We start from the raw sequence: 21,008 nt of genomic DNA, 5'->3' as shown, positions 1-21,008 counted from the left end.
GCACTCAGCCGGGCCGGGACAGCACGGTGATCGGGTCTTCGACCGCGATCTCGCCGTCTTCCACCACGGCACAGAGGATTCCCCGCAGGCGCAGAAGCGGGTGGCCGGGCAGGGTGATCCAGTCCTTTGCGGCCTGCCCATAGCGCACCTTCCACTTCACGCAGCCGTCGTTGAACAGGCTTGAAACGCGCAACGTCGCGGTGCCGGCACGCAGGAGCGTGCCTTGCGGAAGGTTGGCCTCGCTGGTGTCGAGATCGGCAAGGATGGTGTCGCCGGGGTGTGGCTGATCGGGGTGGGTGCGAACCAGGTCATGCGCCCGTGTCGGCAGGATCGAGACCTGGATCGACGGGTCGGGGCGGCCATCGGGCAGGCGTGACCAGGGCGCGGTCAGCCAGCGCTCGCCCGGAACGCCCTGGCCGACGGTCAGGCGCAACCGGTCGGGGTGTTGGCGCTGGTTGTAGCCCGCGCGGAAGGTCAGCTGACGCGCAAAGGTCGCGTCCTTCGGCGCCGCAAGAACCTGCGGCAAAGCCGCCATCAGTGCCTCGATCGTGACCATCCCGACCTTGCCTTCGCTGCGCAGCATTCAGTCCGGCGCCAATCGCCGGGCCAGCATCTGTACGACCTTCCGGCGCAACGAAAGGTCAACCTCGACCAGACGGCCTTCGCTGCGCAGCATAGCGGCTTTCTCGGCGCTCAGCATCTGGGTTTCCCGATAGAACGCCTCGACCTCCTCGGGGCTTGCGCCGGCCAGGGCGGCGCGCATCGCGTCGCGCTTCTGGTAGGCGCCGCGCTGCAGTCGGAACGGCAGCGCAGCAATCCAGGCGGCGCGGTCCTGGGCGTGGAAATGCAGCAGCTTCACCCGCGGATCGACCGGCAGCCCCGGCACCCGCTCGCCGTTCCGCGAAGCCCCATGCAGACGCGGCGTCAGGCCCTTGATCCCGGTCCGGAAGAACACCTTTCCGACGACATGCGACAGCATGCCATCGGTCAGCATCGGGGCGAAGCGGCCGAAGATCGGGCCATGCAGGAAGGCGAAGCGCTGCTTCAGCGGCCCGCGAAAGGCGCGGGCGGTGAAGATGTCGTCAGGCAGGGCAGGGTCGTGCAGCGCCTCGAACGGCTCGACCCGCAGCATCGACTGCGGCGCGGGCAAAGCGGCGAGAATCTCGCCCATCGGCCGATCTGGCAACAGGAATTCATCGACGTCGATATGGCCAAGCCAGGGCAACTCGCAGAGACGATAGGTGCGTGCGGCGTTGCGCGCCTGGCGGTTCTGGTGCCGTTCGGGGCGGCCGTTGCCCTGCGCCCAATGCTGCGCGGTGCAACGGATGGCGGTGACGCCGCGGATCCGGCTGACGGTTGCAAAGGCAGGGTCGTCCGGGTCGTCGAAATAGACCCAGATGCGCGCGGCCCCAAGGTCCAGGTGATGCGCGATGAAGGCAAGCACCTGCTCTTGCGGCGCCTTGACGGTGGCGACCAGCGCCCAGTCGGCCGCCGGTCCGGTCACAGCCGGTCCAGCAGGTCGCGGGTTGGCCAGGCGTCGGCGGGCAGGCCCAGGCGGACCTGTTCCTTCTGCACCGCGTCGCGGGTGCCGGCGCCCAGGATGCCGTCGATCTGCCCGACATCGTGGCCCAGGGCCGACAGCTTGCGCTGCAGGTTCTTCATCTCGTCCAGGGAAAGCTGCGGGTCGGGGTTGCCCGCCAGGTAGGGCGGGGCGCCCTCGATCCGGGTGGCGAAATAGGCCGCGGTCAGGACATAGGTAAAGCTCTTGTTCCATTCGAACAGCACGCGAAAGTTCGGATAGGCCAGGAAGGCCGGCCCCTTGCGGCCCTGCGGCAGCAGAACCGAGGCCGGCAGTCCGGTCGCCAGCACGCCCTGCCGCGGAGCGACGCCCAGCTCAGCCCAGTCGGTGTCGGGCCGCTGGGTGTGCAGGCCGGTCTGCGCCCAGTCGAAGCCCCCGGGCAGGGTGACCTCTACCGCCCAGGGTTCGCCCGCACGCCAGCCATGGTGCTTCAGCAGGTTGGCACCGGACAGAAGCGCGTCCTCGGGCGAAGTCTTCAGCGTCACGAGGCCGTCGCCGTTCCCGTCAACGCCCTTTTCCAGAATGTCCTTCGGCAGCATCTGGACCTGGCCGATTTCGCCTGCCCAGGCCCCGACGGTCGCCAGGTCGAATTCGCCCAGGGCATGCAGTTGCACGGCGGCCAGCACCTGCGGCTGAAAGATCTCCGGGCGGCGGCAGTCATGCGCCAGGGTCAGCAGCGCGTTGCGGGTGTTGAAGTCGCCCTGGACCTGGCCGAAATCGGTCTCGAAGGCCCAGAAGGCCAGGAGGATTCCGCGGCTGACACCGAAATCCGCTTGCGCCCGGGTGAAGATGGCGTCGAGGCTGGTGGACTTCGCCTGCGCGGTGGTCAGCCGGTTCTTCGAGATCAGCGCCTGCGAGAAATCGAGAAAGGTCTTGCGGAACACGCCCTGCGCGCGGTCGGCCTTCAGCACCCTGGGGTCTTGCCCTGCGCCATCGAAAAAGCTTTTCACGGCAGCTTCGGGCACTCCGGCAGCGCGGGCCTCCTGGCGCATGGAATCAAGGAATGCCGCGAAGTCGCCGCCGCAGGGGGCGGCAGAGGCGGCGGCGGGCAGGGCAAGGGCAAGGCTCAGGACAACGGCGCGCATGATGGCTCAGACTAGGGCGGCAAGCAGGGCAAGGGCAAGCATCCCCGCCCAGGCCCGCCACAGTGCGGCACAGGCGGCGTCAATGTCGTCGGGGCCGGGGTCGCGGCGGCCTTCGGGCCAGACCCAGGGGTCGTCGGTCATCACGCCGTCATAGCTGCGCGGGCCGGCCAGGGCGACGTTCAGCACCGGACCCAGCACGCTTTCGGGCCAGCCGGCGTTGGGGCTGCGGTGCTGCCGCGCGTCGCGCAGCACCGGGGCCGGGTCCAGCCAGCCGCTGGTCAGCGCGATCAGAAGCCCAGTCAGCCGCGACGGGATCAGGTTCAAGAGGTCGTCGAAACGGGCCGCGGCCCAGCCGAACTGCCGGTGGCGGGGCGTCATGTGGCCGATCATGCTGTCGGCGGTATTGGCCAGCTTGTAGACCAAGAGGCCCGGCAGGCCGCCGACCAGATACCAGAAGGCCGGGGCGATGACGCCGTCGGACAGGTTCTCGGCGGCGCTTTCGATGGCCGCGCGGGCGACCTCGGCCTGCCGCATCGGCCCGGTGTCGCGACCGACGATCCGCGCGACGACGCGCTTGCCCTCGTCCAGGCTGCGCCGCAGGGCGGTGGCGACCGCGCGGACATGATCGACCAGCGACCGCTGCGCCAGCAGGATGGCGACCACCAGGATCTCGACCACGCCAAAGTCGGGCAGCAGGTGGATCACCCAGCCCAGGGTCGCTGCGGCGGGGATCAGCACGGCCATCACCACCACCCCGGCGGCACGGCGACTGGGGCCGCGGTTGAACCGCCGGTCGGCCCAGGCGATCAGCCGGCCCATCAGCACCGCGGGGTGCGGCCATCGCCGCCAGGCCCAGTCGGGCTCGCCGAGCAGGGCATCGAGGATCAGGGCGAGGGCAAGGGTCATGTGCGAATCGGCAGGTGTCCAGAGGCCCGGTTGGACCGCATCGGAGTGGCGTCCGCAAGGGCAACTCGCCTCTCGCGCGAATCGGGTCGGGGCGCGGCTGCGCTTTTGCTGCAACGTTGCCTTCACAATGCTGCAACACTCCTGCGGCACAACGAAGCAGGCTTGATTTTCTGTCTTAACGACACAGACTTGGCCCCAGGAGGGCACGGCAATGCTTGAGTTTCTGCCACAGGAGGTGCGGGCCGGTCTTGAGGCCGCTCGCAAGCGCGAAGAGCGCAAGCGGTCGCGGATGCGGGTGCAGGTGGGACCGGAGATCTATCCGATCCTGAGGTTCTGGCAGGACGGCTTTGCGCTGGATGCCAAAGCGGTGCCGGCCCCGTTGCGCGGACTGGTCGACGTGTATGACGGGTCGCGGCATGTGTTCCAGTGCCTGATCGTGGCTTCGGCGAACGAAAACGGAGAGCTGATCTGCGACTTCAAGCGCCTGACCGCGGTGACTGATCGCCCGGCGCTGGACTATCTGCGCGACGAAAACGCGCCGGTGGGCTATCTGCCCAAGGCGTGAAAGGGTCAGGGCCGGATCTCGACCGGCGTTCCGGTCGGGGCATGTGCCCATATTTCCCGCATCTCGGCGTTGGTGACGGCAATGCAGCCGGCCGTCCAGTCGCCCTTGACGACAAAGCCCTCGGGCAGCTGGTTCGGCTGGCCGTGAATCATGATGTCACCGCCGGGGTCGTAGCCGGCAGCCTTGGCGCGGGCGCGGTCCTCGGGCTGCGGGTAATCCAGCCCCAGCGACAGGTGATAGGCGGACTGATCGTTGCGGCGGTCGATGGTGAAGTGGCCCTCGGGCGTGCGTCCGTCGCCCTGGCGCAGCTTGTCGCCATCGGGGGAAAACCCAAGGGCGACGCGGTAGCTGCGCACCGGCTGGCCGTCCTGCAGCAGCAGCATGCGGCGGGCGGCCTTTTCCACCACGATCAGATCCACCGGCCCCGACAATGGCGGCAGCGGCAGCGGCGGAGGCTGCGGAACGGGGCGCACCCACAACAGCGCGGCCGCCCCGAACAGCGCCAGCAGGGCAAGCAGGGCGAACAGCCGGGCCAGACGTTTCATCGCCCCAGCCTAGCCGGTCATTGCAGGTCGGCGAAGGCCCTTTGCAGGCGGTTCACCGCTTCGGCCACCTGGGCGCGCGGGGCGGCGAGGTTCAGCCGCAGGAAGCCTTCGCCGCCCGCGCCAAAGGTCTCGCCGTGATTCGGCGCGATCTGCGCCTGCCGCTGCACCCGGTCCAGGATTTCCGCCTGCGTCATGCCGGTGCCGGCGAAATCGACCCAGGCGAGATAGGTCGCCTCAAGCGCCATCGAGCGCACGCCCGGAATGGCGTTCAGGCCGGCGTCCAGAAGGCGCCGATTGCCATCAAGGTAGCACATCAGCTCATCCACCCAGGCCGCCCCTTCGGGCGAATAGGCGGCGGTGACCATGTGCATGCCAAACGAGTTGGGCGAGATACCCATCGCCATCATCCGATCGGCAAAGCGTTTGCGCAGGGCGGGATCGGCGATGATGACGTTGCCGGTATGCGCACCGGCGATGTTGAAGGTCTTGGTGGCGGCGGTCAGCATGACCAGCCGGTCGGCGATGCCGGGGGCGGCCTTGGGCATGACCATGTGCTTGTGGCCGGGGAAGACCAGGTCATGGTGGATCTCGTCCGAGACCAGGATCAGGTCGTGCCGGCGGCAGAAGTCGGCGGTGGCCCGCAACTCGGCCGCGGTCCAGACCCGGCCGCCGGGATTGTGCGGCGAGCACAGGATCAGCATCCGCTCGCCCCCGGTCATCTGCGCGTCCCAGGCGTCGAAATCCATCTCGTAGCGGCCGTCTGCCAGGGCAAGCCGGCATTCCACCACGGTGCGCCCGGCGGCGCGGATGGTGCGGGCGAAGGCATGGTAGACCGGGGTCATCAGCACCACGCCGTCGCCCGGCGCGGTGAAGGCGTCGATGCACAGCGCGGTGCCGTTCACCAGGCCGTGGGTGGTGAAGATGTGGCTCGGGTCGACCTGCCAGCCGTGGCGGCTGTCCATCCACCAGCGAATCGCCTCAAGATAGGCGCGGTCATCGCCGAAATAGCCATAGATGCCATGCGCCAGCATCCGCTCCAGCGCGCGCTGCACGGCTTGCGGGGGGCGGAACTCCATGTCCGCGACCCACATCGCCAGGCCGGTTTCCGGCGGCACGCCGTAAAAGGTTTCCATCATGTCCCACTTGACGCAGTGGGTGCCCTTGCGGTCGATTGTCGTATCGAAGGTCATTTCGTCCGGCCGTGGTTACATTTCTGTTCCAGATAATCCCGATTGATAGGGAAGTCATTCCAAAATATGTCTAAGGTTTGGAATATTATGCCGCGAAGGAAATGTCTTATGGAATTTCGTCCCCTTGTCGCGGGCGATTTCGGCCCTCTTGCGCGCAGGCCCCGCCTTCCCCTAAATCCGGGACATGATCCGAAGCATCCTCATCTATCCCGATCCGCGCCTCAAGAAGGCCTGCGAGCCGATCACCGAAATCACCGACGAGGTGAAGGCGATTGCCGCCGACATGCTTGAGACCATGTATGTCGCCCCCGGAATCGGGCTGGCCGCGCCGCAGCTTGGCTTCATGAAGCGGCTTCTGGTGATGGATTGCATCAAGGACGGCCCGGCCGAGCCGATGGTGCTGATCAACCCGGTGCAGCTCTGGGCGTCGGAAGACGTGACCACGTTCGAGGAAGGCTGCCTGTCGCTGCCCGAGCAATATGCCGACGTCAAGCGCCCGGCCGCGGTGACAGTGCGCTGGACGGACCTGGACGGCGCCAGCCAGGAGCGCACCTTTGAAGGCATCTGGTCCACCTGCGTGCAGCACGAGATGGACCACCTGGATGGCAAGCTGTTCATCGACTATCTGGGTCCGATGAAGCGGCAGATGGTCTTGCGCAAGCTTGAGAAAGTGAAGCGCGAGCGCGCCCGGATGGCGTGACGCGCCGGCGCGCCCGGAAAGGCCGGCCTTGCGGCGGGCGATGCACCCGAGGGGGTTTCGATGATCCTGCCCATCCTGCGCTGGCCCGATCCGCTGCTGTCGCAGCCCTGCGCGCCGGCGGTCCTGTCGGACGACCTGCGCGCGCTGGCGGCAGACATGCTGGAGACGATGTATGCCGCGTGCGGCCGCGGTCTGGCCGCGCCGCAGGTCGGGCGGCTGCTGCGGCTGTTCGTCATGGACACGACCTGGAAGGAAGGAACGCGCGCGCCCCGGGTCCTGGTGAACCCCGAGATGGTCGAGGTCCTCGGGCCGCGCGTGGTGGGGCCGGAGGGCTGTCTGTCGATCCCGGGTGCCACCGCCCTGGTCGAGCGGGCCCAGGCGGTGCGGCTGCGCTGGACCGATCTTTCGGGGGACCGGCAGGAAGAGGTTCTGACCGGTTTCGCCGCGATCTGCGTGCAGCATGAACACGATCACCTGGACGGCATCCTGACGCTGGACCGGCTGGCGCCCGAAGCGCGCGCCCGGGCCGAAGCCGAGGTGCTGGCATGACTGTGCGCCCGGTTCTGATCTGGCCGCATCCGATGCTGAGAACGCCGGTCAGGGACGTCGAGGCCGTCACCGACGACATCCGCACGATCTGGGCCGACATGATCGAGACGATGGACGCCATGCCGGGCCTGGGCCTGGCGGCGGTGCAGATCGGGGTGCCGTTGCGGCTGGCGGTGGTGGATTGCTCCGACAAGCGCGGGCAGGCGGTGCGGATGGCCAATCCGCAGGTGCTGCATGCCTCGGCGCAGCTGCGGCCGCATGAAGAGGCATCGCCCTGCCTGCCCGGCGTCTCGGCGGTGATCGAGCGGCCGCGGGCCGTGACGGTGCGGTTCCTGAACGAAGCCGGCGAGGTCGAGGATCGCGATTTCGTCGATCTCTGGGCCACCAGCGCGCAGCATCAGATCGACCATCTGGCGGGCAAGATGTATTTCGACCGGCTGTCGGGACTGAAACGCAAGATGCTGATCGCCAAGGCCGACAAGCTGCGGAGACATCTGTGAAAATCATTTTCATGGGAACGCCCGCGTTCAGCGTTCCGGTGCTGGACGCGCTGGCGCAAGCCCATGAAATCCTGTGCGTCTACTGCCAGCCGCCACGCCCCGCCGGGCGCGGCAAGGGGTTGCGGAAAAGCCCGGTCCAGCAGCGGGCCGAGGCGCTGGGTCTGGCCGTCCGCACGCCGGTTTCGCTGCGCGGCGAAGTAGCGGCGAAAGAGCTGGCCGATCTGGGTGCCGATGTCGCGGTGGTGGTGGCCTATGGCCTGATCCTGCCGCAAACGGTGCTGGATGCGCCGCGTCTGGGTTGCCTGAACATCCATGCCTCGCTGCTGCCGCGCTGGCGCGGCGCGGCGCCGATCCACCGCGCGATCCTGGCCGGAGATGCCGAAACCGGGGTCTGCATTATGCGGATGGAGGCGGGGCTGGACACCGGCCCGGTGCTGCTGCGTGAAGCCACGCCGATCGGGCCGCAAGAGACCACAGCCGAGCTGCACGACCGGCTGTCGGCCATGGGGGCGCGGCTGGTCGTCGAGGCCCTGGCGCGGCTTGCCGCGCTGCAGCCGCAGCCGCAGCCCGAGGCGGGGGTCACCTACGCCGCCAAGATCGACAAGGCCGAGGCCCGGGTGGACTGGACCAGGTCCGCGGCCGACGTTGACCGGCAAATCCGCGGCCTGTCGCCTTTTCCCGGCGCCTGGGTGTCGGTGGGTCCGGAACGGATCAAGCTGCTTCGGTCGCGGCTGGCCCCGGGCAAGGGCGCGCCCGGGCAGGTGCTGGGCGGCTTCACCGTCGCCTGCGGCACCGGCGCAGTCGAGGTCACCGAGGCACAGCGCGAGGGCAAGCGGCCGATGCCGGCGGCCGAGGTGCTGAAGGGTCTGGCGCTGCCCGACCGGCTCTAGCGGCCGGAGGCAGAAGGCCCCATATTGGCCGCAACAGGTTTCGGAGGCGGCGATGCCCTTCTTCATGCTCATCATCATCGGCGCGGCGGCGGGATACTTTGCCACCCGTTTCATGAAACTGGAAACCGACGTGCCGACGACGGTGGCCATCGGCATCTTCGGTGCGCTCATCGGCGGCGTTGTGCTGCGCTTTCTGGTGTCGCTTCTGGGGGCGGTCGCCGGCTTCGTAGGCGCCTTCCTGGGCGCGCTGGCGCTGATCTGGCTGTGGAAGACTTACGTGAAGTAAGCCCGCGTCAAGCCAGCCGGCGGGCGATGTCCTTGATCTTCACCTCGGACCCGCCCCACAGCACCTGCCCCTGCCACAGGGCGAACAGCGCCTGGGCCGACTGACGCGCTCTTTCGCCGTTGCCCAGCCGGCGCGCCAGCGCTGCCTCGACGGCGCCACGCCACTGCGCCGCGGCCTCGGCCGCGGCGGCATCCCTTGCCCCCAGCGCCAGCAGCATCGGCGCCTCGCGCGCGGCATTGTCCAGCGCCTTCAGAAACCCCTGCGGCCCCTTGTCGGCGGCCTCGGCCTCGGCGGCCGCGGTCGCGCCGATCAGCCCGGCCCAGCCGTCGCGGGCGGCGGCGGCCAGCATCCCCGCAACGCTGCCATAGCGCTGCGCCAGCGTCGAGGCGGCAAGGCCGCTGGCGCGGGCCACGGTGCCGAAGGACACCGCCTTGTCACCGCCTTCGGCGTGAAGCCGGCGGGTCTTGGCCAGAACGTCTGCGTCGGAAAGCGTCTTGTGGCGGGGCATGCCGGCAGAATGACCGAACGCGCGTTCGGATTCAAGGGCCGCGTTTGGGGCTGTCTTCCTGCGGCGGGCGGGTGCGGTAGACCGGAAGCCGCCAGCCAAAGCCCAGACTTCCGGCGCGCAGCACCAGAACAGTCAGGGCGCAGGCGACCAGCGCTGTCATCTCGGACGCCCCGGCCAGGCCCGCCAGCACCGCCACGCCCGCCCCGGCAAAGGCGCAGGTGACGTAAAGCTCACCCTGTTTCAGCACCAGCGGCACCTCGTTGCAGACCACGTCGCGCATGAGGCCGCCAAGGCAACCGGTGACCATGCCCATCACCAGCACGATGGGCCAGCCCTGCTCCGCCGCCTGCGCCGCAGCCACGCCCGCCGGGACGGCAACGGCCAGCGCGAAGGCGTCGATCCACAGCAGTGCCCGGTAGCGGCTTTCCAGCAGATGCGCGGTGAAGAACACCAGCACCGCGGCGGCGGTAGCGACCGCCAGGATCACCGGGTCGGCGACCCAGAACACGGTGCGGTCCAGGATCGCGTCGCGGGTGGTGCCGCCGCCGGTGGCGGTCAGGCAGGCGACGAAGATGAAGCCCACGACGTCGAGTTGCGAGCGCGAGGCGGCCAGCGCCCCGGTCACCGGAAAGACTGCCACCGCGGCATAGTCCAGCAGTTGCAGCGCCGCCTCGGGCGTCACGCCGCGGGGGCCTTGAAGGGCGCCATGCCGGCACGGGCCAGCGCATCGGCGCGCTCGTTTTCGGCATGGCCGGCGTGGCCCTTGATCCAGCGCCAGGTCACCTTGTGGCCGGCCTGTGCGGCGTCAAGCCGTTGCCACAGCTCGGCGTTCTTGACCGGCGGGCCGCCGGCGGTGCGCCAGCCCTTGCGCTTCCAGGCGTGAATCCACTCGGTCACGCCGTTCTTCACATAGGCGCTGTCGGTGACGATGGTGATTTCGGAGGTCCGGGTCAGGCTTTCCAGCGCGCTGATGGCGGCCATCAACTCCATCCGGTTGTTGGTCGTCAGGGCTTCGCCGCCCGACAATTCGCGCTCCTTGACCACGGCGCCGCCGTCGCGGGCGATCAGCAGCACGCCCCAGCCGCCGGGGCCCGGATTGCCCGAACAGGCACCGTCGGTATAGGCGAAGAGGTCGGGCATCAGGGCGAGCGTTCCAGCGCCAGCCGGGCACCAAGGGCCGCAAAGGATGCCGCGAAGGCGCGTTTCATCCAGCTCAGCACCGAGGGCGAGGACAATATCGCCTTGCGCCCCGAGGCGGCGACGGCGGCATAAAGCAGGAAGGTGGCGAAGGTCATCGCGGTGAAGCCGGCACCCAGTTCGACCAGCGGGCCAAGGCCGGTGGTCTGGCCAGGAACCGGGGCGGGCAGGAACTGCGGCAGGAAGGCCACGAAGAACAAGGGCAACTTGGGGTTCAGGATGTTCAACAGGATGCCACGCCAGACCAGCCTGGCGGGAGAGCCTCCGTTCGCGGCCTCGACCGCCAGCGAGCCGGTCGATTGCAGCACCGCCCAGGCCATCCACAGCAGGTAGGCCACGCCGGCATATTTGATGGTCTGGAACAGCAGGGCCGAGGTGTGCAGGACCGCCGCCAGCCCGGCCATGGCGATGACCAGGTGGAACACGGTGGCCAGCGTGCAGCCGACCGTCGCCCAGACCCCGGCGCGGAAGCCTCCGCCCAGGGTGACCGACAGGGTATAGACCACGCCGATGCCCGGAGTGATGCAGACGATGAAGGCGGTCAGCAGGAATTCCGGGGAAAGCGCCGTCATGCCTTGTCCTTTCGCGGGGGGTCAGTTGCCGTTCAGGAAGCGATCCTGCAGGCGTTGCGGAATGGCCGCAACCACCGCCGTCAGCACCGCGTTGACGCGGGGGGTGTCGGCTTCGGTCGGATAGGCCGGCAGCTCGATCTTCTGGCCGTCAAGCCAGATCACCCCGCCGCTGGCCCCGCCGCCGACCGGGATGTCGTCGACCTGTTGGGCCGGGGTCCGGTCAAGGCCCTGATCGACCACCGCAGCGCGGATCGCATCCATCTGCGCGGCCGTGACCGTGGCCTTGCGCGTCTTGCAGGCGGGGCCTTCGGTTTCATAGCCGGTGCAGTGCTTGAGCGTCAGCTTGCCATCGGCAAGGATGGTGACGTCGACGTCCCAGGCGTATTCCGGCGGCAGGCTGCCCGAATTGGCCCAGTAGATGGCGAAGACCGCGGCATCTTCGGCCTGCACGGCCAAAGGCGCAGCCAGGGCGGCCACAAGGGCAAGGCGGCGGAACATCGGGACCTCTCAGTCGCGCAGGATCTTGGGGACCTTGAATTCGACCCGCTCGGTGGTGGTTTCCACCGTCTCGACCGTCAGGTCGAAGCGGTCGCGGAAAGCCTGCAGCACCTCGTCCACCAGCACGTCGGGGGCGCTGGCGCCGGCGGTCAGGCCGACGCGGGACAGGCCGCGCAGGCTGTCCCAGTCGATGTCGGTGGCGCGCTGGATCAGCATGGCCTGCGGGCAGCCGGCAGCGCGGCCGACCTCGACCAGCCGTTTCGAGTTCGAGGAATTCGGCGCCCCGATCACCAGCAGCGCCTGAACCTTCGGGGCGATGGCCTTGACCGCGCCCTGCCGGTTGGTCGTGGCATAGCAGATGTCTTCGCGGCTTTGCTCCTCGATGCCGGGAAAGCGGGCGACCAGTGCGGCGATGGTTTCGGCGGTGTCATCGACCGACAGCGTGGTCTGGCTGATGTAGGCCAGCTTCGCCGGGTCGCGGACCTGCAGGGTCGCCACATCCTCGGCGGTCTCGATCAGCAGCACCTCGCCCTCGGGCAGTTGCCCCAGGGTGCCGATGGCCTCGGGGTGGCCGCGGTGGCCGATGTAGATCATCTGCAACCCGGCCTCGGCGTGGCGGGCGGCTTCGAGGTGCACCTTGGTGACCAGCGGGCAGGTCGCATCGACGGCGATCATCTGCCGGCGCTCGGCTTCTTCGGGCACCGATTTCGGCACGCCATGGGCCGAGAACACCACCGGGCGGTCATCGGGGCAGTCGTCAAGCTCCTCGACGAAGACCGCACCCTTGTCGCGCAGGGTGTCCACCACGAACTTGTTGTGCACGATCTCATGCCGGACATAGACCGGCGCGCCCCATTTCTCCAACGCCATCTCGACGATCTTGATCGCCCGGTCCACCCCGGCGCAGAAACCGCGCGGGGCGGCAAGGAAAAGCGTGAGGGCGGGCTTGTCGGACATCGGCGGACTCGGGGCTTGGGGCGAGGGGCAGCCCAAGAGGTAAGGCCAAAGCCCGGCAGGGTCCAGTGGGGGCGTCAGGAGGCCGCGCCAAGAAGGCCGGCCCCGGCCGCGGCCAGCGCCAGGTAGCGGGCGGTCTTGGCCAGCGCAACAAGGGCAAGGAAAACCGCAAACGGCACCCGCATCAGCCCGGCGAGCGCGACGATCACGTCGCCACCCGGCGCCCAGGACAGCAGCAGCGACCACAGGCCCCAGCGGCCCCACCAGCCTTGCGCCCGGGCCAGCCGGTCGGGGGTCAGCGGGAACCAGCGCCGGTCGCGGAAGGTTTCGGCGCCGCGGCCCATTGCATAGGTGACGCAAGAGCCTGCCGTGTTGGCCAGCGAAGCGGCGGCAACCAGGGTCAGCATCGGCCATCCCGCGGCCTGAAGGCCCAGAAAAACCACCTCGGAATTCGCTGGAACCGGAGTCGCGGCCAGGAAGGCAACCGCCATCAGGGCCAGAAGCCCCGTCATCGCTGCCGCATGTCCATCGTCCTGCCCGGCGCTCTCCCCAGAACGGGCCGGGCAGGCCCTTGCGTCACTTGGCGTCGACCGTCATGTCCTCGACCGGTGCCGGGCGCGGTTCGCGCGGCGGGCGGCCGATGACTTCGCGCAGCTCGTCCAGCTCGATGAAGTTGTCGGCCTGGCGGCGCAACTCGTCGGCAATCATCGGCGGCTGGCTGCGAATGGTCGAGACCACCGAGACCCGGACGCCCTGGCGCTGCAGGCTTTCGACCAGCGGCTTGAAGTCGCCGTCGCCCGAGAACAGCACCATGTGGTCCATGCGCGGCGCCAGCTCCATCGCATCGACCGTCAGCTCGATGTCCATGTTGCCCTTCACCTTTCGGCGGCCCTGGCTGTCGGTATACTCCTTCGCCGGTTTCGTCCGCATCGTGAACCCGTTGTAATGCAACCAGTCCACCAGCGGCCGGATCGGCGAATAGTCGTCGTTCTCCAGCAGGGCAGTGTAGTAGAACGCGCGCAGAAGCTTGCCGCGGCGCATGAATTCCATCCGCAGAAGCTTGTAGTCGATGTCGAATCCCAGCGCCTTTGCGGCGGCATAAAGATTCGACCCATCGATGAACAGCGCGAGCCGTTCGTCCTTGTAGAACATCAGTAAGGTCCCCTCGAAAAATGCGCTCCGCCAATCGGACTTCCGTGAGTGGATCAAGTGGATTACTGAAATCCGCTGGGGAACCATTCGCAGATAACGCCGAGAGGACGGCCCGACAAGTGAACTATATGGTATGACTGCTGTTCAGGATATAGGCAAGATACACGCTCTGGTTGTATTCGGCGCGAATCTGCCGGTTGATTCTCAGCCTCCAGAGGAAACAATCCGGCTAGCACTCGCGGAACTTGCTGAACAGGGGCTTGAGGTTGCATCGGTCAGCCGGATGTATCGCACCCCCTGCTTTCCGGCCGGCACCGGGCCGGACTATGTGAACGCCGGGGCACGATTGCGGATTTCCGCCGACGCCGACCCGGCGCAGGTGCTGGCGCTGTTTCACCGCATCGAGGCCCGCCACGGCCGGACACGGCAAATCCGCTGGGGCGGCCGGACGCTGGACATCGACCTGATCGCCTGGGGCGATTCGGTGCTGCCCGACGCCGCCACCCAGGATGCCTGGCGCAGGCTGCCGCCGGCCCGGCAGGCCCTGGACACGCCCGACCGGCTGATCCTGCCGCATCCGCGGCTGCAGGACCGGGCCTTCGTCCTGGTGCCGCTGGCCGAGGTGGCGCCCGACTGGGTGCATCCGCGCACCGGGCTTTCCGTGGCCGCGATGCTGGCCGCCCTGCCGGAACCCGAGCGCGCGGCGGTGGTGCCGCTCTGAGCGCCGGCACGCTTCGGTGAAACCCCTGTGAGCCCAGCGATTCCACGCTTGTCAAGCCCCGGCTTCCAGCGTAGAGAGGCGGCTTCCTAGCCCAAGTGACAGAGGTGTCCGATGGCCCGCGTGACGGTCGAAGATTGCGTTGACAAGGTGCCGAACCGGTTCGAACTGGTGCTGCTGGCCGCCCATCGGGCGCGCGAGGTTGCTGCCGGTGCGCCGATCACCATCGACCGCGACAACGACAAGAACCCGGTCGTCGCCCTGCGCGAGATCGCCGAGGAAACCCAGGGCGCCGATGTGCTGCGCGAGCGGATGATCGAAAGCCACCAGACCCAGATCGAGGTGGACGAGCCGGAAGAGGACCAGATGGCCCTGCTGATGGCCGGCGACATCGACCGTCCGATGGTGGACGACATGTCGGAAGAGAAACTGCTTCGCGCGCTGATGGAAGCCCAGGGCGAAAACTGAAGCGAGAACTGATCGGGGCCAACCCCCGGCAGGCAGGGCAGTGATGATCGACGTCGAAGACCTGATCGCCCTGGTCCGCAACTACAACCCGCGCTGCAATGCCGATCTGATCCGCCGGGCCTATGCCTATGGCGGCAAGATGCACGAAGGTCAGACCCGCAAGTCGGGCGAGCCCTATTTCACCCATCCCGTCTCGGTGGCCGCCATCCTGACCGAGCAGCGGCTGGACGATGCGACCATCGTCACCGCGCTGTTGCACGACACCATCGAGGATACCAGGTCCACCTACACCGACATCACCCGCGATTTCGGCGAAGAGGTGGCCGAACTGGTGGACGGGGTGACCAAGTTGACCAACCTGCAGCTTGGCAGCGCCCAGAGCCAGCAGGCCGAGAACTTTCGCAAGCTGTTCATGGCGATGTCCAAGGACCTGCGGGTGATCCTGGTCAAGCTGGCCGACCGTCTGCACAACATGCGCACGATCCGGTCGATGAAGCCCGAAAAGCAGGCCCAGAAGGCGCGCGAGACGATGGAGATCTTCGCGCCGCTTGCCGGCCGCATGGGCATGCAGTGGATGCGCGAAGAGCTTGAGGACCTGTCGTTCAAGGTTCTGAACCCAGAGGCGCGCAATTCGATCATCCGCCGCTTCCTGACCTTGCAGCGCGAAACCGGCGACGTGGTCCACAAGATCACCGGCGACATCCGGCACGAGCTGGAAAAGGCGCAGATCGAGGCCGACGTCTTCGGCCGGGCCAAGAAGCCCTATTCGATCTGGCGCAAGATGCAGGAAAAGGACCTGGCGTTCAGCCGCCTGTCCGACATCTACGGCTTTCGCGTCATCTGCGGCAGCGTCGCCGACTGCTACCGCATCCTGGGCGTGATCCACCAGCGCTGGCGGGCGGTGCCGGGGCGGTTCAAGGACTATGTCAGCCAGCCCAAGACCAACGGCTACCGGTCGATCCACACCACCGTCTCGGGCCGCGACGGCAAGCGGGTCGAGGTGCAGATCCGCACCCGCGAGATGCACGAGGTGGCCGAGGCGGGGGTGGCGGCGCACTGGTCCTATCGCGAAGGCGTCCGGGCGCAAAACCCGTTTGCCGTGGACCCGGCCAAGTGGGTGGCCAGCCTGACCGAGCGGCTGGACGAGGAAGACCACGACGAGTTTCTCGAAAACGTCAAACTCGAGATGTATTCCGACCAGGTGTTCTGCTTCACGCCCAAGGGGGATGTGGTGCAGCTTCCGCGGGGGGCCACGCCTTTGGATTTCGCCTATGCCATCCACACCCGCATCGGCAACGGCACCGTCTCGGCCAAGATCGACGGCATCCGCGTGCCGCTCTGGACCCGGCTGAAGAACGGCCAGTCGGTCGAGATCATCACCGCCGAAGGCCAGCGCCCGCAGGCCAGCTGGATCGACATCGTCACCACCGGCCGCGCCAAGGCGGCGATCCGGCGCAGCTTGCGCGAGGAAGACCGCGGCCGCTTCGTCAAGCTGGGCATCGAACTGGCCCGTGCCGCCTTTGACCATGTCGGCAAGAAGGCCACCGACAAGGCGCTGCGCACCGCCGCCAAGATGATGGGCCTGGCCGACGAGAACGATCTCCTGGCCCGCGTCGGCAGCGCCGAGATCACCGCCCGCCGCGTGGTCGAGGCGCTGTATCCGGAACTGGTGCTGGCCCAGGCCGAGGAGGTGGACGCCAAGCGCCCCGTCGTCGGCATGGCCACCGAGGAATCGGTCCGCCGCGCGCCCTGCTGCCAGCCCTTGCCGGGCGAGCGCATCGTCGGCATCACCTATCGCGGACAGGGCGTGGTGATGCACGCCATCGACTGCCCCGCGCTTGAGGAATTCGAGACCCAGACCGAACGCTGGGTCGATCTGCACTGGAAGTCCGGCCGTCACGCCGCCGTTCACACCGTGTCGCTTGACCTGACGATCTCGAATGACTCTGGCGTCCTGGGGCGCATTTGCACATTGATCGGTGAGCAGAAGGCCAATATCTCGGACCTCAGGTTCACCGACCGGAAACCGGATTTCTATCGCCTTATTGTTGACGTCGATCTGCGTGATGTCGAACATCTGCACATGGTGATGACGGCGCTTGAAGCCGAGACCGACGTGGCGCAGATCAGCCGGCACCGCGACCTGTCGCGCAAGCCCTGAGGCAAGGGGAAGACCGGCTCCGGACGGGCCGGCAAGGAAGGAAGTAGGTTGGTCTTCAAGCGCAGAGATCCCTTGGGCTGGGGCGCGTGGATGCGCGAGCAGATCTATCCGCGCAGCGGCATCCGCCGGGCCGTGCTTTATGTGATCTATCGCATGCGCCGCCTGCCCGACCAGCCGCACCGGGTGGCCCGCGGGGTCTTTGCCGGCTCGCTGGTGGGGTTCCTGCCGCTGCCGGGGATGCAGTTCCTGGCCGCCTGGGGCGCCGCCCGGCTGATCCGCGGCAACGTGCTGGCCGCCCTTCTGGCGACCTTCAACACCAACCCGTTGACCACGCCCTTCTTCGCCGTGCTGGCGATGTCGCTGGGCCACTGGATCATGGGCATCGAGGCGCCGCTGTCGGCGGAATACATCGGCCGCGCCTTCGGCCATGCCGGCCGCGACCTGTGGTTCAACGTGAAGGCGATGTTCGGCCCGGCCCATACCCAGTGGGAGGGCCTGATCCAGTTCTGGCATGAGATCTACGTGCCCTATTTCATCGGCGCGCTGGGTCCCGGCATCCTGCTCAGCCTGATCGGCTACTACATCACCATTCCGCTGGTCGCCGCCTATCAGAAGGCCCGCGCCGCCAAGTCGCACGAACGCTCCGAACGCCGGCACCGCCTGCGCGAGGCGCTGGCCGAGGCGGCGGCGCGGCTGAAGCACCGCGATCATGTCGAAACTTCGGATGACGACGCGCCCGGTTCGCCTTAGGCTGGCGCGGGCGAGATCGAAGCAGAGGATAAGGCCATGCCATACCGCGGCAAATTGCGGCTCGGGGTGAACATCGACCACGTCGCGACGCTGCGCAATGCTCGCGGGTGCGCCTGGCCTGATCCCTTGCGCGCCGCAATCCTGGCCGAGGCCTCGGGCGCCGACGGCATCACCGCGCACCTGCGCGAAGACCGCCGCCACATCCGCGACGGCGACATGGAGGCGCTGCGGGCCGGCATCGGCATCCCGCTGAACTTCGAATGCGCCGCGACCGATGAGATGCAGGCCATCCTCTTGCGGATGAAGCCCCACGCCTGCTGCCTGGTACCCGAACGCCGCGAGGAACGCACCACCGAGGGCGGCCTTGACGTCGCCGGCGACGAGGCCCGGCTGACCGCCTTCCTGCGGCCGCTGCGCGAGGCGGGCATCCGCGTCAGCATGTTCATCGGCCATGCCGCGCGCCAGATCGAGGCCTCGGCCCGCATCGGCGCGGCGGTGGTGGAACTGCACACCGGGCACTACTCGGACCTCTTGGCCGAGGGCCGCCAGGATGAAGCCGAGGACGAACTGGCCGCGCTGCGCCGCGGTGCCGCCCAGGCCGCCGCGCTGGGGCTTGAGGTTCACGCCGGTCACGGCCTGACCTATGAGAACGTCGAGCCGATCGCCGCCATCCCAGAGGTGATGGAACTGAACATCGGCCACTTCCTGGTCGGCGAGGCAATCTTCCGCGGCCTTGGTCCGGCGATCGAAGAGATGCGCCGCCGGATGGACGCCGCGCGCGGAGAGCGGTGATGCGCGCCCTTCTGGTTCCGGCCGTCCTGGCCCTCTCGGCCGCTGCCGCACAAGCCGTCACCGTGGCCGATTGTGGCGACCACCGCAGCGACGTGCGCGCCATCGCCGAGCCCTGGGAGGCCAACACCCGCACCTTCGCCAAGGGCGACATCCGCGTCGTGGTGATCGACACCATCGAACCGGGCGCCGGGGCTTTCCACCTGCTGGTGCTGCACCCGCCCTTCGACGAAATGGGCGGGCCGCAATGCCACGTTGTCTCGGTCAACGACTATTTCGGCTTCGCCGGCATGGACCTTGGCCCTGCCGGGGCCGCCTACGACCCCGCCCGCGGCCTGACCGTCACCCTGCCGGTCAGCCTTTGGAACGAGGACGGCGGCGATTTCGCCGACGCGCTGCTGTCGGTGACCATCAACCAGGCCAGTGGCGCCGTCACGGCATCGGTGAGATGATCCTCGGCATCGGCACCGATCTGGCCAACATCGAGCGGATCGAGGCCACCCTTGCCCGCTTCGGCGACCGCTTCCGCGACCGCGTCTTCACCCCCGCCGAACAGCGCAAGGCCGAAGGCCGCCAGCAGGTGGCCGCCACCTACGCCAAGCGTTGGGCGGCGAAAGAGGCCTGTTCCAAGGCGCTGGGCACCGGGTTGCGCATGGGCATCGCCTGGAAGGACATGGCGGTGACCAACCTGCGCTCGGGCCAGCCGGTGATGCATGTCACCGGCTGGGCGGCGGAACGGCTGGACCAGATGACGCCCGCCGGGCACGAGGCGGTGATCCACGTCACCCTGACCGATGACCACCCCTGGGCGCAGGCCTTCGTGGTGATCGAGGCCCGCCCCATCGGCCCGCAGGCCGGCCCCCAGGGCCACCCCCACGCGACCCCGGGTTGACTTGACTCCCACCCCCGCCCGCGCAATGACGCGGCGCAAGCGACAGGCACAGCGACAGGCACAGGGCGGCAGCAACATGGCTTCGAAGACCAAGGGCGAAGGCGGCGGGATCGTCGAGACGATCAAGACGGTGTTCTGGGCGCTGGTGATCGCGGGGGTCTTCCGTACCCTGTTCTTCCAGCCGTTCTGGATTCCCTCGGAATCGATGAAGGACACGCTGCTGGTCGGCGACTTCCTCTTCGTCAACAAGATGGCCTATGGCTATTCGAAATATTCCTGCCCCTTTGCGCTGTGCCCCTTCACCGGACGGATTCTCGCCTCTGACCCCGAACGCGGCGACGTCGTGGTGTTCCGCCATCCGGTCAACGGCACCGACTTCATCAAGCGGCTGATCGGCCTGCCGGGCGACAGGATCCAGATGAAGGACGGCATCCTATTCCTCAACGGCGAGGCAGCACCCCAGCAACCCGCCGGCATCTTCGAAGAGCTGTTCGAGGCCCAGGGCCCGATGCGCAACCGCCCGCGCTGCGAGAACGGCGCCGTGGCCGAAGGCGGCATCTGCCAGAAGTCGCGGTCGATCGAGACGCTTCCGGGCGGCCGCAGCCACTCGGTCCTGAACATCGACGCCAACGGCTATGCCGACAACACCGACGTCTTCACCGTGCCCGAAGGCCACTATTTCTTCATGGGCGACAACCGCGACAACAGCCAGGACAGCCGCTATTCCCAGGCCGTCGGCGGCGTGGGCATGGTGCCGGCGGAATACCTGATCGGCCGCGCCGACCGGGTGATCTTCTCCTCGGCCGGCAGCCGCATGTGGTATCTCTGGACCTGGCGCGGCGACCGCTTCTTCAAGGCCATCGAGTGAGGCTTTCGGCCGACCTCAAGGCCCTTCAGGGCCGCCTCGGGCACGACTTCCGCCACCCCGACCTTCTGGTCCGCGCGGTGACGCATGCCTCGTTGTCGTCGGCCACCCGGCCGCACAACGAACGGCTTGAGTTTCTGGGTGACCGGGTGCTGGGCCTGGCAATGGCCGAGGCGCTGTTCTCGGCCGACCTGACGGCGACCGAGGGCCAGATGGCGCCGCGCTTCAACGCGCTGGTGCGCAAGGAGACCTGCGCCGAGGTCGCGCGCGAGGTGGCCCTGGGCGAGGTGCTCAAGCTGGGCCGCTCCGAGATGCTGTCGGGCGGCCGTCGCAAAGAGGCGCTCTTGGCCGACGCGATGGAGGCGGTGATCGCCGCGGTCTATCTGGACGGCGGGTTCGAGGCCGCGCGCGCGGTGGTGCTGCGGCTCTGGGGGCCGCGCATCGGCGCGGTGGCGCCAGACGCGCGCGACGCCAAGACCAGCCTGCAGGAATGGGCCCAGGCCCGCGCCATGCCGCCCCCCGCCTATGTGGAAACCGCGCGCGAGGGCCCCGACCACCAGCCGATGTTCACCGTGACGGTGACCCTGGCCACCGGCGCGACCGAGACCGCGCAGGCCGGATCGAAACGCGCCGCCGAACACTTGGCCGCTGCGGCGCTGCTGAAACGGATGGAGGCCGGCCCGTCCTGA

At 68.1% G+C, this 21,008-nt stretch carries 29 protein-coding genes; 15 read left to right on the top strand and 14 right to left on the bottom strand.

What is annotated here, in order from left to right:
* Positions 1–4: 4 nt before the first annotated feature.
* Genes LHP98_RS06045 through cbiB form a run of 4 tightly spaced genes read right to left on the bottom strand, consistent with a single transcriptional unit; the run spans position 5 to position 3,570 of the window.
* Complete coding sequence (locus LHP98_RS06045; RefSeq protein WP_227251626.1) at positions 5–583, bottom strand: hypothetical protein; 579 nt, start codon at positions 581–583, stop codon at positions 5–7.
* Entirely contained in the window at positions 584–1,504 is a 921-nt protein-coding gene (locus LHP98_RS06040; protein ID WP_227251625.1) for a glycosyltransferase family 2 protein, read from the bottom strand. It lies immediately after the preceding gene.
* Entirely contained in the window at positions 1,501–2,664 is a 1,164-nt protein-coding gene (locus tag LHP98_RS06035) for a lytic murein transglycosylase (RefSeq protein WP_227251624.1), read from the bottom strand. Before LHP98_RS06035 ends, LHP98_RS06040 begins: the two co-directional genes overlap by 4 nt.
* A gap of 6 nt (positions 2,665–2,670) precedes the next feature.
* Complete coding sequence (cbiB, locus tag LHP98_RS06030; RefSeq protein WP_227251623.1) at positions 2,671–3,570, bottom strand: adenosylcobinamide-phosphate synthase CbiB; 900 nt, start codon at positions 3,568–3,570, stop codon at positions 2,671–2,673.
* A gap of 211 nt (positions 3,571–3,781) precedes the next feature.
* Between cbiB and LHP98_RS06025 the strand changes: the two genes are divergently transcribed.
* On the top strand, positions 3,782–4,135 hold the full coding sequence (locus LHP98_RS06025) for a hypothetical protein (RefSeq protein WP_227251622.1): 354 nt from the start codon (positions 3,782–3,784) through the stop codon (positions 4,133–4,135).
* Positions 4,136–4,140: 5 nt separating this feature from the next.
* On the opposite strand, the gene LHP98_RS06020 is transcribed toward LHP98_RS06025, so the two are convergent.
* Together LHP98_RS06020 and LHP98_RS06015 are read right to left on the bottom strand one after the other, a co-directional pair.
* Positions 4,141–4,680 carry a L,D-transpeptidase family protein gene (locus tag LHP98_RS06020; RefSeq protein ID WP_227251621.1) on the bottom strand — a complete coding sequence of 180 codons (540 nt, stop codon included), beginning with the start codon at positions 4,678–4,680 and terminating at the stop codon, positions 4,141–4,143.
* Between the two features lie 17 nt (positions 4,681–4,697).
* A complete protein-coding gene (locus LHP98_RS06015; RefSeq protein ID WP_227251620.1) occupies positions 4,698–5,870 on the bottom strand; it encodes a MalY/PatB family protein in 1,173 nt (390 codons plus the stop codon).
* 184 nt (positions 5,871–6,054) lie between these two features.
* On the opposite strand from LHP98_RS06015, the gene def (LHP98_RS06010) reads away from it, so the two are divergent.
* From def (LHP98_RS06010) to LHP98_RS05990, 5 genes are read left to right on the top strand one after another with little or no spacing between them, the layout of a single operon-like run.
* A complete protein-coding gene (gene def, locus LHP98_RS06010; RefSeq protein ID WP_227251619.1) occupies positions 6,055–6,570 on the top strand; it encodes a peptide deformylase in 516 nt (171 codons plus the stop codon).
* Positions 6,571–6,630: 60 nt separating this feature from the next.
* A complete protein-coding gene (def, locus tag LHP98_RS06005; protein ID WP_227251618.1) occupies positions 6,631–7,119 on the top strand; it encodes a peptide deformylase in 489 nt (162 codons plus the stop codon).
* The gene (gene def, locus LHP98_RS06000; RefSeq protein WP_227251617.1) at positions 7,116–7,619 is read left to right on the top strand and encodes a peptide deformylase; all 504 of its coding nucleotides are present in this window, start codon (positions 7,116–7,118) and stop codon (positions 7,617–7,619) included. Before def (LHP98_RS06005) ends, def (LHP98_RS06000) begins: the two co-directional genes overlap by 4 nt.
* Positions 7,616–8,509 (top strand): methionyl-tRNA formyltransferase, encoded by an 894-nt coding sequence (gene fmt, locus LHP98_RS05995; RefSeq protein ID WP_227251616.1) that lies wholly within the window; start codon positions 7,616–7,618, stop codon positions 8,507–8,509. The genes def (LHP98_RS06000) and fmt overlap by 4 nt, the downstream gene beginning before the upstream one ends.
* Positions 8,510–8,561: 52 nt before the next feature.
* Positions 8,562–8,795 (top strand): GlsB/YeaQ/YmgE family stress response membrane protein, encoded by a 234-nt coding sequence (locus LHP98_RS05990; RefSeq protein ID WP_227251615.1) that lies wholly within the window; start codon positions 8,562–8,564, stop codon positions 8,793–8,795.
* Between the two features lie 7 nt (positions 8,796–8,802).
* Here the strand turns inward: LHP98_RS05990 and LHP98_RS05985 are convergent, their stop codons facing one another.
* From LHP98_RS05985 to LHP98_RS05950, 8 genes are all read right to left on the bottom strand, one after another.
* Complete coding sequence (locus tag LHP98_RS05985; protein ID WP_227251614.1) at positions 8,803–9,303, bottom strand: transcriptional regulator; 501 nt, start codon at positions 9,301–9,303, stop codon at positions 8,803–8,805.
* 31 nt (positions 9,304–9,334) lie between these two features.
* Complete coding sequence (locus LHP98_RS05980) at positions 9,335–9,985, bottom strand: trimeric intracellular cation channel family protein (protein WP_227251613.1); 651 nt, start codon at positions 9,983–9,985, stop codon at positions 9,335–9,337.
* Positions 9,982–10,443 carry a ribonuclease HI gene (rnhA, locus tag LHP98_RS05975; RefSeq protein WP_227251612.1) on the bottom strand — a complete coding sequence of 154 codons (462 nt, stop codon included), beginning with the start codon at positions 10,441–10,443 and terminating at the stop codon, positions 9,982–9,984. Before rnhA ends, LHP98_RS05980 begins: the two co-directional genes overlap by 4 nt.
* Complete coding sequence (locus LHP98_RS05970) at positions 10,443–11,072, bottom strand: LysE family translocator (RefSeq protein ID WP_227251611.1); 630 nt, start codon at positions 11,070–11,072, stop codon at positions 10,443–10,445. The genes rnhA and LHP98_RS05970 overlap by 1 nt, the downstream gene beginning before the upstream one ends.
* 21 nt (positions 11,073–11,093) lie before the next feature.
* Positions 11,094–11,570 (bottom strand): hypothetical protein, encoded by a 477-nt coding sequence (locus LHP98_RS05965; protein WP_227251610.1) that lies wholly within the window; start codon positions 11,568–11,570, stop codon positions 11,094–11,096.
* A 9-nt stretch (positions 11,571–11,579) separates the two neighbouring features.
* Positions 11,580–12,527 carry a 4-hydroxy-3-methylbut-2-enyl diphosphate reductase gene (gene ispH / locus LHP98_RS05960; protein ID WP_227251609.1) on the bottom strand — a complete coding sequence of 316 codons (948 nt, stop codon included), beginning with the start codon at positions 12,525–12,527 and terminating at the stop codon, positions 11,580–11,582.
* Between the two features lie 74 nt (positions 12,528–12,601).
* Entirely contained in the window at positions 12,602–13,036 is a 435-nt protein-coding gene (locus LHP98_RS05955; RefSeq protein WP_227251608.1) for a YqaA family protein, read from the bottom strand.
* A 64-nt stretch (positions 13,037–13,100) separates the two neighbouring features.
* Positions 13,101–13,676: an NYN domain-containing protein gene (locus tag LHP98_RS05950; protein ID WP_227251607.1), complete on the bottom strand. Its 576-nt coding sequence runs from the start codon at positions 13,674–13,676 to the stop codon at positions 13,101–13,103.
* 133 nt (positions 13,677–13,809) lie between these two features.
* Here LHP98_RS05950 and folK point away from each other — a divergent pair, with 133 nt between their 5' ends.
* From folK to rnc, 9 genes are all read left to right on the top strand, one after another.
* Positions 13,810–14,397, top strand: coding sequence for a 2-amino-4-hydroxy-6-hydroxymethyldihydropteridine diphosphokinase (gene folK, locus LHP98_RS05945; RefSeq protein WP_227251606.1), 588 nt, complete (start codon positions 13,810–13,812; stop codon positions 14,395–14,397).
* Between the two features lie 111 nt (positions 14,398–14,508).
* Positions 14,509–14,862 carry a DNA-directed RNA polymerase subunit omega gene (rpoZ, locus tag LHP98_RS05940; RefSeq protein ID WP_227251605.1) on the top strand — a complete coding sequence of 118 codons (354 nt, stop codon included), beginning with the start codon at positions 14,509–14,511 and terminating at the stop codon, positions 14,860–14,862.
* 43 nt (positions 14,863–14,905) lie between these two features.
* The gene (locus LHP98_RS05935; RefSeq protein ID WP_227251604.1) at positions 14,906–17,023 is read left to right on the top strand and encodes a RelA/SpoT family protein; all 2,118 of its coding nucleotides are present in this window, start codon (positions 14,906–14,908) and stop codon (positions 17,021–17,023) included.
* 90 nt (positions 17,024–17,113) lie between these two features.
* Positions 17,114–17,773, top strand: coding sequence for a DUF2062 domain-containing protein (locus LHP98_RS05930; RefSeq protein WP_227251603.1), 660 nt, complete (start codon positions 17,114–17,116; stop codon positions 17,771–17,773).
* A 36-nt stretch (positions 17,774–17,809) separates the two neighbouring features.
* Positions 17,810–18,565: a pyridoxine 5'-phosphate synthase gene (locus tag LHP98_RS05925; RefSeq protein ID WP_227251602.1), complete on the top strand. Its 756-nt coding sequence runs from the start codon at positions 17,810–17,812 to the stop codon at positions 18,563–18,565.
* Complete coding sequence (locus tag LHP98_RS05920; protein ID WP_227251601.1) at positions 18,565–19,014, top strand: hypothetical protein; 450 nt, start codon at positions 18,565–18,567, stop codon at positions 19,012–19,014. The genes LHP98_RS05925 and LHP98_RS05920 overlap by 1 nt, the downstream gene beginning before the upstream one ends.
* Positions 19,011–19,454, top strand: coding sequence for a holo-ACP synthase (gene acpS, locus LHP98_RS05915; protein ID WP_227251600.1), 444 nt, complete (start codon positions 19,011–19,013; stop codon positions 19,452–19,454). The genes LHP98_RS05920 and acpS overlap by 4 nt, the downstream gene beginning before the upstream one ends.
* 76 nt (positions 19,455–19,530) lie before the next feature.
* On the top strand, positions 19,531–20,322 hold the full coding sequence (gene lepB / locus LHP98_RS05910) for a signal peptidase I (RefSeq protein ID WP_227251599.1): 792 nt from the start codon (positions 19,531–19,533) through the stop codon (positions 20,320–20,322).
* Positions 20,319–21,008, top strand: a complete 690-nt coding sequence (gene rnc, locus LHP98_RS05905) for a ribonuclease III (RefSeq protein ID WP_227251598.1) — start codon at positions 20,319–20,321, stop codon at positions 21,006–21,008. Before lepB ends, rnc begins: the two co-directional genes overlap by 4 nt.

The organism is Rhodobacter sp. Har01 (genome assembly GCF_020564565.1).
Lineage (GTDB): Bacteria > Pseudomonadota > Alphaproteobacteria > Rhodobacterales > Rhodobacteraceae > Pseudogemmobacter.
Note: the sequence above shows the minus strand (reverse complement) of the source record. Positions and strands in the feature narration are given on the sequence as shown.

Excerpts from the sequence above, each read along its gene's own strand:
- LHP98_RS06045 (WP_227251626.1), bottom strand. The coding sequence starts at position 583 with ATGCTGCGCAGCGAAGGCAAGGTCGGGATGGTCACGATCGAGGCACTG.
- LHP98_RS06035 (WP_227251624.1), bottom strand. The coding sequence starts at position 2,664 with ATGCGCGCCGTTGTCCTGAGCCTTGCCCTTGCCCTGCCCGCCGCCGCC.
- cbiB (WP_227251623.1), bottom strand. The coding sequence starts at position 3,570 with ATGACCCTTGCCCTCGCCCTGATCCTCGATGCCCTGCTCGGCGAGCCC.
- LHP98_RS06025 (WP_227251622.1), top strand. The coding sequence starts at position 3,782 with ATGCTTGAGTTTCTGCCACAGGAGGTGCGGGCCGGTCTTGAGGCCGCT.
- LHP98_RS06020 (WP_227251621.1), bottom strand. The coding sequence starts at position 4,680 with ATGAAACGTCTGGCCCGGCTGTTCGCCCTGCTTGCCCTGCTGGCGCTG.
- LHP98_RS06015 (WP_227251620.1), bottom strand. The coding sequence starts at position 5,870 with ATGACCTTCGATACGACAATCGACCGCAAGGGCACCCACTGCGTCAAG.
- def (WP_227251619.1), top strand. The coding sequence starts at position 6,055 with ATGATCCGAAGCATCCTCATCTATCCCGATCCGCGCCTCAAGAAGGCC.
- def (WP_227251618.1), top strand. The coding sequence starts at position 6,631 with ATGATCCTGCCCATCCTGCGCTGGCCCGATCCGCTGCTGTCGCAGCCC.
- def (WP_227251617.1), top strand. The coding sequence starts at position 7,116 with ATGACTGTGCGCCCGGTTCTGATCTGGCCGCATCCGATGCTGAGAACG.
- LHP98_RS05990 (WP_227251615.1), top strand. The coding sequence starts at position 8,562 with ATGCCCTTCTTCATGCTCATCATCATCGGCGCGGCGGCGGGATACTTT.
- LHP98_RS05985 (WP_227251614.1), bottom strand. The coding sequence starts at position 9,303 with ATGCCCCGCCACAAGACGCTTTCCGACGCAGACGTTCTGGCCAAGACC.
- rnhA (WP_227251612.1), bottom strand. The coding sequence starts at position 10,443 with ATGCCCGACCTCTTCGCCTATACCGACGGTGCCTGTTCGGGCAATCCG.
- LHP98_RS05970 (WP_227251611.1), bottom strand. The coding sequence starts at position 11,072 with ATGACGGCGCTTTCCCCGGAATTCCTGCTGACCGCCTTCATCGTCTGC.
- LHP98_RS05965 (WP_227251610.1), bottom strand. The coding sequence starts at position 11,570 with ATGTTCCGCCGCCTTGCCCTTGTGGCCGCCCTGGCTGCGCCTTTGGCC.
- ispH (WP_227251609.1), bottom strand. The coding sequence starts at position 12,527 with ATGTCCGACAAGCCCGCCCTCACGCTTTTCCTTGCCGCCCCGCGCGGT.
- LHP98_RS05955 (WP_227251608.1), bottom strand. The coding sequence starts at position 13,036 with ATGACGGGGCTTCTGGCCCTGATGGCGGTTGCCTTCCTGGCCGCGACT.
- LHP98_RS05950 (WP_227251607.1), bottom strand. The coding sequence starts at position 13,676 with ATGTTCTACAAGGACGAACGGCTCGCGCTGTTCATCGATGGGTCGAAT.
- folK (WP_227251606.1), top strand. The coding sequence starts at position 13,810 with ATGACTGCTGTTCAGGATATAGGCAAGATACACGCTCTGGTTGTATTC.
- rpoZ (WP_227251605.1), top strand. The coding sequence starts at position 14,509 with ATGGCCCGCGTGACGGTCGAAGATTGCGTTGACAAGGTGCCGAACCGG.
- LHP98_RS05935 (WP_227251604.1), top strand. The coding sequence starts at position 14,906 with ATGATCGACGTCGAAGACCTGATCGCCCTGGTCCGCAACTACAACCCG.
- LHP98_RS05930 (WP_227251603.1), top strand. The coding sequence starts at position 17,114 with ATGCGCGAGCAGATCTATCCGCGCAGCGGCATCCGCCGGGCCGTGCTT.
- LHP98_RS05925 (WP_227251602.1), top strand. The coding sequence starts at position 17,810 with ATGCCATACCGCGGCAAATTGCGGCTCGGGGTGAACATCGACCACGTC.
- LHP98_RS05920 (WP_227251601.1), top strand. The coding sequence starts at position 18,565 with ATGCGCGCCCTTCTGGTTCCGGCCGTCCTGGCCCTCTCGGCCGCTGCC.
- acpS (WP_227251600.1), top strand. The coding sequence starts at position 19,011 with ATGATCCTCGGCATCGGCACCGATCTGGCCAACATCGAGCGGATCGAG.
- lepB (WP_227251599.1), top strand. The coding sequence starts at position 19,531 with ATGGCTTCGAAGACCAAGGGCGAAGGCGGCGGGATCGTCGAGACGATC.